10 protein-coding genes are annotated in these 12,428 nt (G+C 71.6%); 6 read left to right on the top strand and 4 right to left on the bottom strand.

Annotated features, from left to right (window positions below; genetic code table 11):
• Position 1 precedes the first annotated feature (1 nt).
• Together ACJ512_RS06195 and ctpC are read left to right on the top strand one after the other, a co-directional pair.
• Positions 2-274 carry a DUF1490 family protein gene (locus ACJ512_RS06195; protein WP_407685573.1) on the top strand — a complete coding sequence of 91 codons (273 nt, stop codon included), beginning with the start codon at positions 2-4 and terminating at the stop codon, positions 272-274.
• A gap of 10 nt (positions 275-284) precedes the next feature.
• A complete protein-coding gene (gene ctpC / locus ACJ512_RS06190) occupies positions 285-2,468 on the top strand; it encodes a manganese-exporting P-type ATPase CtpC (protein WP_407685572.1) in 2,184 nt (727 codons plus the stop codon).
• Positions 2,469-2,478: 10 nt separating this feature from the next.
• Here the strand turns inward: ctpC and ACJ512_RS06185 are convergent, their stop codons facing one another.
• The gene (locus ACJ512_RS06185; RefSeq protein ID WP_407685571.1) at positions 2,479-3,135 is read right to left on the bottom strand and encodes a cation transporter; all 657 of its coding nucleotides are present in this window, start codon (positions 3,133-3,135) and stop codon (positions 2,479-2,481) included.
• A gap of 62 nt (positions 3,136-3,197) precedes the next feature.
• Positions 3,198-4,796: an AMP-binding protein gene (locus tag ACJ512_RS06180; RefSeq protein WP_407685570.1), complete on the bottom strand. Its 1,599-nt coding sequence runs from the start codon at positions 4,794-4,796 to the stop codon at positions 3,198-3,200.
• Positions 4,797-4,965: 169 nt separating this feature from the next.
• Between ACJ512_RS06180 and ACJ512_RS06175 the strand changes: the two genes are divergently transcribed.
• Positions 4,966-5,895: a class I SAM-dependent methyltransferase gene (locus ACJ512_RS06175; RefSeq protein WP_407685569.1), complete on the top strand. Its 930-nt coding sequence runs from the start codon at positions 4,966-4,968 to the stop codon at positions 5,893-5,895.
• A gap of 13 nt (positions 5,896-5,908) precedes the next feature.
• Positions 5,909-7,099 carry a CoA transferase gene (locus ACJ512_RS06170; protein ID WP_407685568.1) on the top strand — a complete coding sequence of 397 codons (1,191 nt, stop codon included), beginning with the start codon at positions 5,909-5,911 and terminating at the stop codon, positions 7,097-7,099.
• 56 nt (positions 7,100-7,155) lie between these two features.
• On the opposite strand, the gene ACJ512_RS06165 is transcribed toward ACJ512_RS06170, so the two are convergent.
• Together ACJ512_RS06165 and pstS (ACJ512_RS06160) are read right to left on the bottom strand one after the other, a co-directional pair.
• Positions 7,156-9,144, bottom strand: coding sequence for a serine/threonine-protein kinase PknD (locus ACJ512_RS06165; protein ID WP_407685567.1), 1,989 nt, complete (start codon positions 9,142-9,144; stop codon positions 7,156-7,158).
• 47 nt (positions 9,145-9,191) lie between these two features.
• Positions 9,192-10,307: a phosphate ABC transporter substrate-binding protein PstS gene (pstS, locus tag ACJ512_RS06160; protein ID WP_407685566.1), complete on the bottom strand. Its 1,116-nt coding sequence runs from the start codon at positions 10,305-10,307 to the stop codon at positions 9,192-9,194.
• Between the two features lie 192 nt (positions 10,308-10,499).
• Between pstS (ACJ512_RS06160) and ACJ512_RS06155 the strand changes: the two genes are divergently transcribed.
• Both ACJ512_RS06155 and pstS (ACJ512_RS06150) read left to right on the top strand, forming a co-directional pair.
• Positions 10,500-11,294: an ATP-binding cassette domain-containing protein gene (locus tag ACJ512_RS06155; protein ID WP_407685596.1), complete on the top strand. Its 795-nt coding sequence runs from the start codon at positions 10,500-10,502 to the stop codon at positions 11,292-11,294.
• 11 nt (positions 11,295-11,305) lie between these two features.
• Positions 11,306-12,427: a phosphate ABC transporter substrate-binding protein PstS gene (gene pstS / locus ACJ512_RS06150; RefSeq protein WP_407685565.1), complete on the top strand. Its 1,122-nt coding sequence runs from the start codon at positions 11,306-11,308 to the stop codon at positions 12,425-12,427.
• Position 12,428: the final 1 nt, after the last annotated feature.

The raw sequence follows: 12,428 nt of genomic DNA, 5'->3' as shown, positions 1-12,428 counted from the left end.
GATGGGATTCTTGGCGAAGGGAGCCATATTTCTGGCCTACGGGGTGGTCGGGGCGGCCGCCTACGACCTGGTGGTCCGGGCCGCGAAGAAGGCGCCGCTGCACCAGGCCGCGGTCTCGGCGGCCGAGCTGAGCCTGCGCGGCACCCGCAAGGCCGAGGAGGCCGCGGAATCGGCCCGCCTGAAGATGTCCGACGTGATGGCCGAGGCCCGCGAGCGCATCGGCGAGGAGGCGCCCACCCCGGCGGTCACCGACCTGCACGACCACGACCACTGATCCCGCCGCGATGAGCCTGGCCCCCGCATCGGACGCCCCCTTACAGGACCTCGCGCTCGCAGTGATCTCGGATGCGGCCGGGCGCATGCGCGTCAAGGCCGACTGGGTCCGCGGCGACTCCCGGCGCGCGGTCGCGGTCGAGGAGGCCGTCGCCCAGTGCTCCGGCGTGCGCGTCGTGCACGCCTATCCGCGCACCGGCTCCGTCGTCGTCTGGTACTCGCCGCGCCGCGCCGAGCGCTCCGCGCTGCTGGCCGCGATCGCCGGGGCCGCGCACGTGGCCGCCGACCTGATCCCGGTGCGCGCACCGCATTCGGCGGAGATCCGCAACGCCGACGTGCTGCGGATGGTCATCGGCGGGGCGGCGCTGGCCCTGCTCGGGCTGCGCCGCTACGTGTTCGTCCGGCCGCCGCTGCTGGGGCCGAGCGGGCAGCTGGTGGCCGGCGGGGTGGCGATCTTCACCGGCTACCCGTTCCTGCGCGGCGCGCTGCGCTCGCTGCGGTCCGGGAAGGCGGGCACCGACACGCTGGTCTCGGCGGCGACGGTGGCCAGCCTGCTGCTCGGCGAGAACGTCGTCGCGCTCACCGTGCTGTGGCTGCTCAACATCGGCGAGTACCTGCAGGACCTGACCCTGCGCCGGACCCGGCGCGCCATCTCGGAGTTGCTGCGCGGCACCCAGGACACCGCCTGGATCCGGCTGACCGACGGCCCCGACGCCGGCACCGAGGTGCAGGTCGCGATCGACACCGTGCAGGTCGGCGACGAGGTGGTGGTCCACGACCACGTCGCGCTCCCCGTCGACGGCGAGGTGGTCGACGGCGAGGCGATCGTCAACCAGTCGGCGATCACCGGGGAGAACCTGCCGGTGAGCATCACGGCCGGCGCGCACGTGCACGCGGGCTCGGTCGTGGTGCGCGGGCGCCTGGTGGTGCGCGCCCAGGCCGTCGGCAACGAGACCGCGATCGGGCGCATCATCACCCGCGTCGAGGAGGCGCAGCACGACCGGGCGCCGATCCAGACCGTCGGGGAGAACTTCTCGCGCCGCTTCGTTCCCGCCTCGTTCATCGTCTCCGGCCTGACCCTGCTGGTCACCGGCGACGTCCGGCGCGCGATGACCATGCTGCTGATCGCCTGCCCCTGCGCGGTGGGCCTGTCCACCCCCACCGCGATCAGCGCGGCGATCGGCAACGGCGCGCGCCGCGGCATCCTGATCAAGGGCGGTTCCCACCTCGAGCGGGCCGGCCGCGTCGACGCGATCGTGTTCGACAAGACCGGGACGCTGACCGTCGGGCGCCCGGTGGTCACCAATATCGTTGCCATGCACTCCGATTGGGAGCCCGAACAGGTGCTGGCGTATGCGGCCAGCTCGGAGATCCACTCGCGGCACCCGCTGGCCGAGGCGGTGATCCGCTCGACCGAGGAGCGCCGCATCAGCATCCCGCCGCACGAGGAGTGCGAGGTGCTGGTGGGCCTGGGCATGCGGACCCGCGCCGACGGCCGCACCCTGCTGCTGGGCAGCCCGTCGCTGCTGCGCGCCGAGAAGGTGCGGGTTTCCAAGAAGGCCACCGAGTGGGTCAAGCGGCTGCGCCGCCAGGCCGAGACGCCGCTGCTGCTGGCCGTGGACGGCACGCTGGTGGGGCTGGTCAGCCTGCGCGACGAGGTCCGTCCCGAGGCCGCCGAGGTGCTGACGAAGCTGCGGGCCGGCGGTGTGCGCCGCATCGTCATGCTCACCGGCGACCACCCGGACATCGCCGAGGTCGTCGCCGGCGAGCTGGGGATCGACGAGTGGCGCGCCGAGGTGATGCCGGAGGACAAGCTCGAGACGGTGCGCGCGCTGCAGGCCGAGGGCTTCGTCGTCGGCATGGTCGGCGACGGCGTCAACGACGCCCCCGCGCTGGCGGCGGCCGACATCGGCATCGCCATGGGCCTGGCCGGGACCGACGTCGCCGTCGAGACCGCCGACGTGGCCCTGACCAACGACGACCTGCACCGCCTGCTCGACGTGCGGGACCTGGGCGCCCGGGCGGTCGACGTGATCCGCCAGAACTACGGCATGTCCATCGCGGTCAACGCCGCCGGGCTGGCCATCGGCGCGGGCGGCGCGCTGTCGCCGGTGCTGGCCGCGATACTGCACAACGCGTCGTCGGTGGCGGTGGTGGCCAACAGCTCGCGGCTGATCCGCTACCGGCTGGACTAGGCGGCGTCGCTCAGCAGCAGTCGTGGCCGCGCCAGGCGCGCACGCCCTGCCACACCGCGATGGCGGCGACCGCCAGCCCGACCGCGGGGTCGATCCACCAGCCGCCGCTCGGCCAGGCCGCGGTGACGGCCAGGCCGACCAGCACGCCGGCGGCCTGCACGGCGCACAGGTAGTTCTGGATGCCCTCGCCCTCGGTGGCCTCCGAGTCCAGCCGAACGCCCAGCCGGTGGTTGGCCCAGCCCAGGGCCGGCATCAACACCAGCGCGACCACCGTCAACACGATGCCGATCACCGAGGTCTCGGCGTGATGCCCGTCGGTGAGGTCGCGCACGGATTCGGCGGCGATGTAGGGCGCGGTCAGCCAGAACGACACGGCCACGCCGCGCCGGGCGCGCGACTCGGCGGTCTCGGACAGGGTGCGGGATCCGCTGAAGCGCCACACCACCATCGCGCTGGCCAGCGCCTCGCCGCCGCCGCCCAGCGCCCACCCGGTCAGCGCGATGGACCCGACCGCCAGGCCCTGCCACAGCCCGATGGCGCCCTCGACGAGCAGCACGGTGAGGCTCACCCAGGCCAGCCGCCGCGCCCAGCGGGCGCCGTCCTGCCAGGCGGCGTCGCGCTGCGTCGCGCCTTGACAGGTGTGGGAGAGCGAAGACGAAGTGGTCATCGCCCCCGATGGTAGAGGCACGGCGCCGAACGCGGGCACTTCGACACCGGGGGTGAGCACCCTCACGCCGAGTGGTTCAGCTGCCGTTTGAGCACCTTGCCCGCCGCGTTGCGGGGCAGCGCGTCGACGAACACCACGTCGCGGGGAACCTTGAAGCGGGCCAACCGGTCACGCACGTAGTCCCGGACGTCGCGCTCGGTCAGCGACGCGCCCGGCCGCGCGACCAGGTAGGCGCGCAGCCGCTGCCCGAACTCCTCGTCGGCGACGCCGACGACCGCGGCGTCGAGCACGTCGGGGTGGCGGGCGAGCGCCTCCTCGACCTCGCCCGGGTACACGTTCTCGCCGCCGGAGACGATCATCTCGTCCTCGCGCCCGTCGATGAACAGCCGCCCGGCCCGGTCGAAGTGGCCGACGTCGCCGGTGGACAGCAGGCCCCCGATGGTCTCCTTCGTGCCGCCCCCGGTGTATCCCTCGAAGGCCAGCACGTTGCCGACGAAGACGCGCCCGCGCGTCCCCGCGGGGACCTCGTGCCCGTCGCCGTCGAAGATCTTGACGACCGAACCGGGCACCACGCCGCCGACACAGCCGGGCTCGGCGGCCAGGTCGGCGGGCGTGGCGATGGTGGCGTAGGCGACCTCGGTGGAGCCGTACATGTTGTAGACGACGGGGCCCAGCGCGTCGAGGGCGCGCGTGGCCAGCTCGGACCCGAGCTGGGAACCGCCGACGAACACGATGCGCAGCGCCGACAGGTCGTGGCCGGCGAGAACGCCGGGGCCCAGGTCGAGGATGCGCCGCAACATGATCGGCACGACGATCATGGCGCTGGCCCGGTGGGCGGCCGCGTCGGCCAGGGCCCGCTCCGGCTCGAACTGGCGGCGCAGCACCAGCGTCGAGCCCAGCACCATCGCATACATCGCGTGACTGAAGCCCATCGAATGGCACAGCGGCGCACAGCATTCGGTGACCTCACGGCCGCGGAACGGCACCTTGCCGAGCAGGCCCCCGACCGGTATCAGCGAGTAGGGCTCCGAGCGCGCCGCCCCCTTGGGCATCCCGGTCGTGCCGCTGGTGGAGATGACGATCCTGGGCCGGCCGCCCGAGGCCGGCGGCGGGCCGGGGTCGCCGCCGGCGATCAGCGCGTCGAGGGTGTCGGGACCGGGCGTCTGCGCCCAGGCCCGCCACCGCCCCAGCCGCGGGTGGATGCCGGCGACGGCGGCGCCGTACTCGTCGTCGTGGACGAGCAGGTCGACCCCCTCGCGGGCCACCATGCCGGCGAGCTGTTCGCCGCCGAAGCCCGTGTTGAGCAGGACCACGCCCGCGCCGCACTTGCCGGCGGCGAACACCGCCTCCAGGAAGCCGCGGTGGTTGGCGGCCATGACGGCCACGGTGGTGCCCGGGCCGGCACCGCGCCGCCGCCACGCGTCGGCCAGCGCGTTGGTCCGGCGGTCCAGGTCGCGGAAGCTCAGCGCGCCGCGCTCGTCGATCAGCGCGACGCCGTCGGGATCGCGGGCGGCGGTGATCGCCGTCGCCGCCCCGAGCAGGCCGTAGCGGCCGAACGCGCGCAGCACCGGCACGGCGCGGCCGGGCGGGATCAACCGCAGTCCCCCCGCCCTCGCGTACAGCAGCAGCGAGCGGGCTTCCAGGCCAAGACGAGTGAGCACGTGTGCACTGTGCCCGTCGCCGCCGCCGGCGGCAAGGGCGCATCGCCACCACCGGCGGGGGTCTTTGGTCACCACGTGCGCGCGAAACCGAGCCGCGGACAGCGCCATAGCGTTCCTCGTTACGCTGTCTAACCAGTGGGTCCGGCACATCGACGAAGGGTTCTGACGAATGGCGCGCACCGAGAACGACACGTGGGACCTGGCGACCAGCGTGGGGGCCACCGCCACCATGGTGGCGGCCGGCCGGGCCCGGGCGACCCGCGACAAGCTGATCGACGATCCGTTCGCCGAGCCGCTGGTGCGCGCGGTCGGCGTGGACTTCTTCACCCGCTGGGCCGCGGGCGAACTGGACTCCGCCGACGTCGACATTCCGGGCGCGGCGTGGGGCATGCAGCGCATGACCGACATGCTGGCGGCGCGCACCCGCTACATCGACAAGTTCTTCGCCGACGCGGCGGCCGCGGGGGTGCGCCAGGTGGTCCTGCTGGCGTCCGGCCTGGACGCGCGCGCCTACCGGCTGCCCTGGGCGGCGGGCACCACGGTGTTCGAGATCGACCAGCCGCAGGTGCTCGACTTCAAGAGCGTCACCATCGCGCAGCTGGACGCCAACCCCACCGCGCAGGTGCGGCCCGTCCCGATCGACCTGCGCCACGACTGGCCCGCGGCGCTGCGGCAGGCCGGGTTCGACACCGCCGCCCCCGCGGCCTGGGCCGCCGAGGGCCTGCTGGGGTTTTTGCCGCCCGACGCGCAGGATCGGCTGCTGGACAACATCACCGAACTCAGCGCCGACGGCAGCCGGCTGGTCGCCGAGGTGTTCCTGAACTCCGGGGTCAACGCGCAGGCGCTCAACGCCGCCGCCGCCCGCTGGCAGGACAACGGCCTGGACGTCGCGCTCGACGACCTGGGCTTCCCCGGCGAGCGCAACGACGCGGCTACCTACCTGGAGGCCCGCGGCTGGCAGCCGGTGCGCACGCCGCTGAACCAGTTGCTGGGCGAGCACGGGCTGCCGCTGCAGCCGACCGACGGCCCCGAGGACAGCGCGCAGGCGCCGTTCGCCCGCAACTACTACTGCACCGCGGTGCTGCGCAAGGCCGACTGAAGGAAGGCACCCCATGCCGGACAGCAACGCCCCCAAGCCACTCGACGGCTTCCGGGTGCTCGATTTCACCCAGAACATCGCCGGCCCGCTGGCCGGGCAGGTGCTGGCGGACCTGGGCGCCGAGGTCGTCAAGATCGAGGCGCCCGCCGGTGAGGCGGCCCGCCACATCACCGCGGTCCTGCCCGGGCGCCCGCCGCTGGCCACGCTGTTCCTGCCGCACAACCGCGGCAAGAAGTCGGTGGCGGTGGACCTGACCACCGACGAGGGCCGCCAGCAGATCCTGCGCCTCGCCGAGACCGCCGACGTCGTGCTGGAGGGGTTCCGTCCGGGCGTGATGGAGCGCATGGGGCTGGGCCCCGACGAGCTGCGCTCCCGCAACCCCCGGCTGGTCTACGCCCGGCTGTCGGCCTACGGGGGCAACGGCCCGCACGGCAGCCGGCCGGGGGTGGACCTGATGGTCGCCGCCGAGTCGGGCATGACCACCGGGATGCCCACACCGAGCGGCAAACCGCAGATCATCCCGTTCCAGCTCGTCGACGCGGCCAGCGGGCATGTGCTGGCCCAGGCGGTGCTGGCCGCGCTGCTGCACCGCGAACGGCACGGGGTGGCCGACGTGGTGCGGGTCGCGATGTACGACGTCGCGGTCGGCCTGCAGGCCGCCCAGCTCACGATCCACCTGAACAAGCCGACCGAGGCGCCCACCGATTCGGCGCCGAAACCCAAGCGGCGCAAGGGGGTCGGCTTCGCCACCCAGCCCTCGGACGCGTTCCGGGCCGCCGACGGCTACCTGGTGATCAGCGCGTACGTGCCCAAGCACTGGGCCAAGCTGTGCGAGCTCATCGGCCGGCCCGACCTGCTCGAGGACGAACGCTTCATCGACCAGCGGGCGCGGGCGCTGCACTACGCCGAGCTGACCGAGGAACTGGAAGCGGCGCTGGCCGCCCGGACCGCGGCCGAATGGGTCGGGCTGCTGCAGGAGGGCGGCCTGATGGCCTGCCACGCGCACACCTGGAAACAGGTCGTGGACACCCCGCTGTTCGCGGAGAACGAGCTCGCCCTGCGGATCGCCGGCGGCCCGGACAACGGCGAAGGCGCCGTCACCGTCGTGCGCACCCCGGCCCGCTACGGTAGCTTCGACGCCGCGACGCCCGAGCCCCCGCCGGCGGTCGGCGCGCACACCGACGAGTTCCTCGCGACACCCTGATCCGTCGGCGCACGGCCTCCGGACCTGCCCGCATGCCGGTCGGCGTGCGCCGCCCGTCAGCCGGCCAGCTTGACCACCCTGTCGTTGCCGCGATCGGCGACGTAGACGCTGCCGTCGTCGCCCAGGGCGACCGCCAACGGGGTGTTGAGTCCCTCGAAGTGCAACACGGTCGGCGTGCCGGCTCCCGGCGCGTATTTCACCACCTGGTTCTTGTCGTGCTCGGTGACATAGACGGCACCGGCGTTGTCCACCGCGATGCCCCACGGGACGGAAAGGTCTTTGAGCGGCAACACCGTCGGGGTGTCGGACGCGGCGTCCAGTTTGACCACCCGGTTGTTGTCGGTGTCGGTGACGTAGACGTTGCCGGCGGGGTCCACGGCCACCCCGTCGGGGTCTTTGAGACCGGTGAACCGCAGCACGGTCTGGGTCTTGGCGCCCGCCGCCAGCTTCACCACCCGGCTGTTGCCCCGGTCGGCCACGTACACGTTGCCCTGGGCGTCGACCGCTACCCCTTCGGGGTAGTTGAGGCCCGTGAACGGCAGCACGGTCTGTTTGTTGGATCCGGCGGCCAGGGCCACCACCCGGTTGTCGAAGTCGGCGACGTACACGGTGTCGGCACCGTCGATGGCCAGACCCTGGGGCTGGTAGAGCCCGTCGAACGGCAGCACCGTCGGAGCGCTGGACCCGGGGGTCAGCTTCACCACCCGGCCGTACATGCCCTCGCTGGTGACATAGACGTCACCGGCGCTGTCCAGTGCCACTCCGCCCGGGGAGAGCCGGAAGTCGATGCCGTTGAACGGCAGCACGGTTTGCCCGGTGGCCTGTTGCGACGACGGCGACGGACGCAATACCAGGTAGCCGGTGACGGCGACGGCCGTGACGAGAACGAGCGCGGCAACGCCGAGGGCGATCCACAGTTTTTTCCTGCCGCTTGTCTTCCCGGCGGACGCATCGGAGCCGAAGTCGGGTTCGCGGCCGTAGCGCTGCCGGCCGTACGTCGACGGGCCGGCGCGGTCGAGCCCGCCGCCGTCGGCGGGTCGATCGGGTGGCTCCCGCCAGGCGCCGCCCGCGGCGGACGGCACCGGGGCGGCACGAGTGTCGGCATTGGGCGGCGGCGCGGTTCGGCGAAAGCCGCCGGCGTTTGCGTTGGCCCGCAGCGTCGCCGTCTCACCCTCGCGCAGGATCGTGGCGGCCTGCCGCTGCTCGGGCGCCGTGAGGGCGTCGTTGGCGGCGGCGGCCAGATCACCGGCGGTGCGGTAGCGCTCTGCGGGGTTCTTGGCCATCCCCCAGGCGATGACCTGGTCCAGGCCCGGGGGAACCTGACCGGGCCGCAGCTCGCTGGGCCGCGGCGCGGGCTCGAGCAGGTGCGCGGCGATCAGCCGTTCCACGCTCTCGGTCCGGTACGGCGGGACCCCGGTCAGACACTCGCCCAGCACGCAGGCCAGCGAATAGATGTCGGCACGGTGGGTGACCTCGTTGCCGGTGAACCGCTCCGGGGCCATGTAGTTGTAGGTGCCGACGGTGGTGCCGATCTGGGTGAGCGCCGGGTCGCTGGCGGCGCGCGCGATGCCGAAGTCCACCAGGTAGGCGAAGTCGTCGGCGGTCACCAGGATGTTCTCCGGTTTGACGTCGCGGTGCGTCACGCCGACGGCGTGTGCGGCATCCAGTGCCGCGGCCACCTGCCGGACGATGGCCACCGCCCGGGCCGGGGCGATCGGGCCGTAGTCCGCCAGCAGGGTGCGCAGTGAGGCGCCGTCGATCAGGCGCATCTCGACGAAGAAATGCCCGTCGATCTCGCCGTAGTCATGGATCGGCACGATGTGGGGCTCGGTCAGCCGCCCGGCGGTATCGGCCTCCCGCTGCATCCGCGCGCGGAACACCGGATTGTCCGAGTACTGCGACGAGATCAGCTTCAGCGCCACCGCGCGATGCTTGCGGGTGTCCTCGGCCTCGTAGACCTCCCCCATGCCGCCCTGCCCCAACAGCCGCAGCAGCCGGTATGGGCCGAACTTCGATCCCCGCGAGGCCGCCTCGGTGTCGCTCACCGTCGAGTTCCCTTCACCTGGTCACGAGATTGCATCACGAGATCGCATCACGAGATCGCGCTGACCGCCGTCGACAGCTTCGCCTGGAACGAGCCGGGCAGCGGGATGGAGCCGTACTGGTCCAGCCCGACCTGACCCGGACCGATGGCGGCCTGCATGAACGCCTTCACCGCTGTACCGGTCGCCGAGTCCGGGTATTTCGAGCAGACGATCTCGTAGGTCGCCAGCACGATCGGATAGGCGCCGGCCTGCGTGGGCTTGTAGAACGACGAGGTGTCCAGCACCAGGTCGTTGCCCTGCCCCGCGAACTTGGCCCCGTTGATCGTCTTTCCGACCGAGTCCACGGTGATCGCCACGGGCGTCGGCCCGGCCGACGTGATGATCTGGGCCATGTTCAGCTGCTTGCCCACCGCGAACGACCACTCGTTGTAGGTGATCGATCCCTCGGTGGTCTGCAGCAGCGCCGAGGTGCCGTTGTTGCCGCTCGCGCCCTGGCCGACGCCCCCGTTGAACGTCTCACTGGCGCCCTTGCCCCACGCGCCGTCGGAGGCGCCGTCGAGGTACTTCTGGAAGTTGTCGGTGGTCCCGGACTGGTCGCTGCGGAAGATCACCACGATGGGCTCCGAGGGCAGACCGCCGTTCGGGTTGAGGGCCTTGACCGCGGGGTCGTCCCAGGTGGTGACCGTGCCGTTGAAGATCTTCGCGATGGTGGGACCGTCCAGGTTCAGCGTGCTCACGCCCTTGACGTTGTAGGTGACCGCGATCGGGCCGAACACCGTGGGCAGGTCCCACGCCGGCGAACCACACCGGTCCGCCGCCCTGTCGGTCTGCCCGTTGTCGGGGTTCAGCGGGACGTCCGAACCCGCCAGGTCGGTCTCGTTGTTGACGAAGTTGCGCACCCCGGCCCCGGAGCCGTCGGCGTTGTAGTCGAGCGTGTGGCCCGGGCAGGCGTGGATGTAGGCGTAGACGAACTGTTCCATCGCGTTTTCCTGCGCCGTCGAACCGCTGTCGCGCAGTTCGCTCTTCCCGCCGCAGTCCACCGGCGACGACGTGGCACTCGACCCGGACGACGAGGCGCCCGGGTGGCCTCCCCCGCAGGCCGCCACCACCAACGTGGCCGCCGCCAGCAGGCTCGCCGCGCCCCCGGGTCGAATCAGCTTCACGCAACTCCTCTGCCGGGTCGTGGGCCACCGCGGGTGGCCGCAATGTGAACTCGAAGTGAATATACAAACTCCCAATGTAAACGACCGTCGACGCGCACACGTACGGACAGCAAGTAGCATCGAACGTCGATGGCCCGTAAACAGCGCGACGCCGAGACGGTTGCCGGCGCAGCCGACGTCACCGTCCCGGTGCTGAGGGCGGTGGACCTCACCCTGGGTTTCGGCGCCACGACGGTGCTCGAGAGGGTGAGTCTGGACTTCCCCGAACGGGCGGTCACCGTCCTGCTGGGGCCGACCGGCTCGGGCAAGACGACGTTCCTGCGCACCCTGAATCGGTTGAACGACAAGGTTGCCGGCTTCCGCCACGAGGGCGACATCCTGTTGGGCGGGCAGAGCATCTTCGCGGCCGGTGACCGCATGGAGTTACGCCGCAGGGTCGGCATGTTGTTCCAGCGCCCCAACCCGTTCCCGATGTCCATCCTCGACAACGTGGTGGCCGGCGTGCGCGCCCACAAGATGGTCCCGCGCAAGGAGCTCAAAGGTGTTGCCGAGGCCCGGCTCGCCGAGGTCGGCCTGTGGGACGCGGTCAAAGACCGGCTCGGCTCGTCGCCGTTCCGGCTCTCCGGTGGCCAGCAGCAGTTGTTGTGCCTGGCGCGCGCGTTGGCGGTGAGCCCTCAGGTGCTGCTGCTCGACGAACCCACCTCCGCGCTGGACCCGACCACGACCGAGAAGATCGAAGCGCTGATCCGCTCGCTGGCCGACCGGCTGACCGTGGTCATGGTGACCCACGACCTCGCCCAGGCCGTCCGCATCGGTGACCGCACCGCCTTGTTCTTCGACGGCCGACTGGTCGAGGAGGCTCCCACCGATGAGCTGTTCCACTCGCCGCAGCAGGCGGAAACCGCCCGTTACGTCGCGGGGTTCTTCGGCGGCCGCGGGGTTACTCCAGGCATGGAAAAGTCAGGTAAGGCACGTAACTCGAGATAAGAGGTAGCGACGTGAAAGTTCGTTTGCGTAGGGTGCTGGCCCCGTCGGTTGCCGCGCTGGTGGCCCTGGCTGCGGGGGCGTGCGGTTCGAATTCGGGGGGTGGGGCGTCCGGCGCCGGGCAGGGCGGGACCAGCCCCGCCACGACGCCGGCGAGTTCCAAAGTGGCCCTGTCGGAGACCGGCAGCACGCTGCTCTACCCGCTGTTCAACCTCTGGGGCCCGGCGTACCAGCAAAAGTATCCGAATGTCACCATCACCACCGAGGGCACCGGTTCGGGCACCGGAATCGCTCAGGCCGCCGCCGGGGCGATCGACATCGGCGCGTCCGACGCGTACCTGTCCCAAGGCGACATGTCCGCGCACAAGGGGTTGATGAACATCGCGCTGGCCATCTCCGCGCAGCAGATCAACTACAACCTGCCCGGTGTCACCGCGCACCTCAACCTGGACGGCAAGGTCCTGGCGGCCATGTATCAGGGCAAGGTCAAGACGTGGAACGACCCGCAGATCGCCGGCCTGAACCCGGGGGTGAACCTGCCGGCCACCCCGGTGGTGCCCCTGCACCGTTCCGACGGGTCCGGTGACACCTTCCTGTTCACGCAGTACCTGTCCAAGCAGGACCCCGACGGATGGGGCAAGTCGCCCGGCTTCGGCACCACCGTCGACTTCCCGGACGTGCCCGGCGCGCTCGGCGAGAACGGCAACGGCGGCATGGTGACCGGGTGCGCCGACACTCCCGGCTGCGTCGCCTACATCGGGATCAGCTTCCTGGACCAGGCCACCCGGAAGGGATTGGGTGAGGCGCAACTGGGCAACGCCGCCGGCAAGTTCCTGCTGCCCGACGCCCGAAGCATCCAGGCCGCGGCCGCCGGGTTCACCTCCACCCCCGCCAACGAGGCGATCTCGCTGATCGACGGGCCCGCCGCGGACGGGTACCCGATCATCAACTACGAGTACGCCATCGTCGACAGCCACCAAAAGGACGCGGCCACCGCCCAGACGATGCAGGCGTTCCTGCACTGGACGATCACCGATGGCAACGACCGTTCGTATCTCGACAAGGTCCACTTCCAGCCGCTTCCACCCGCGGTGGTCAAGCTGTCCGACGCCCAGATCGCCAAGATAGCGGGCTAGG

The sequence above is a fragment of the Mycobacterium cajalii genome (genome assembly GCF_045809005.2).
Classification (GTDB): Bacteria; Actinomycetota; Actinomycetes; order Mycobacteriales; family Mycobacteriaceae; genus Mycobacterium.
This window is presented reverse-complemented; position numbering and strand designations above follow the sequence as displayed.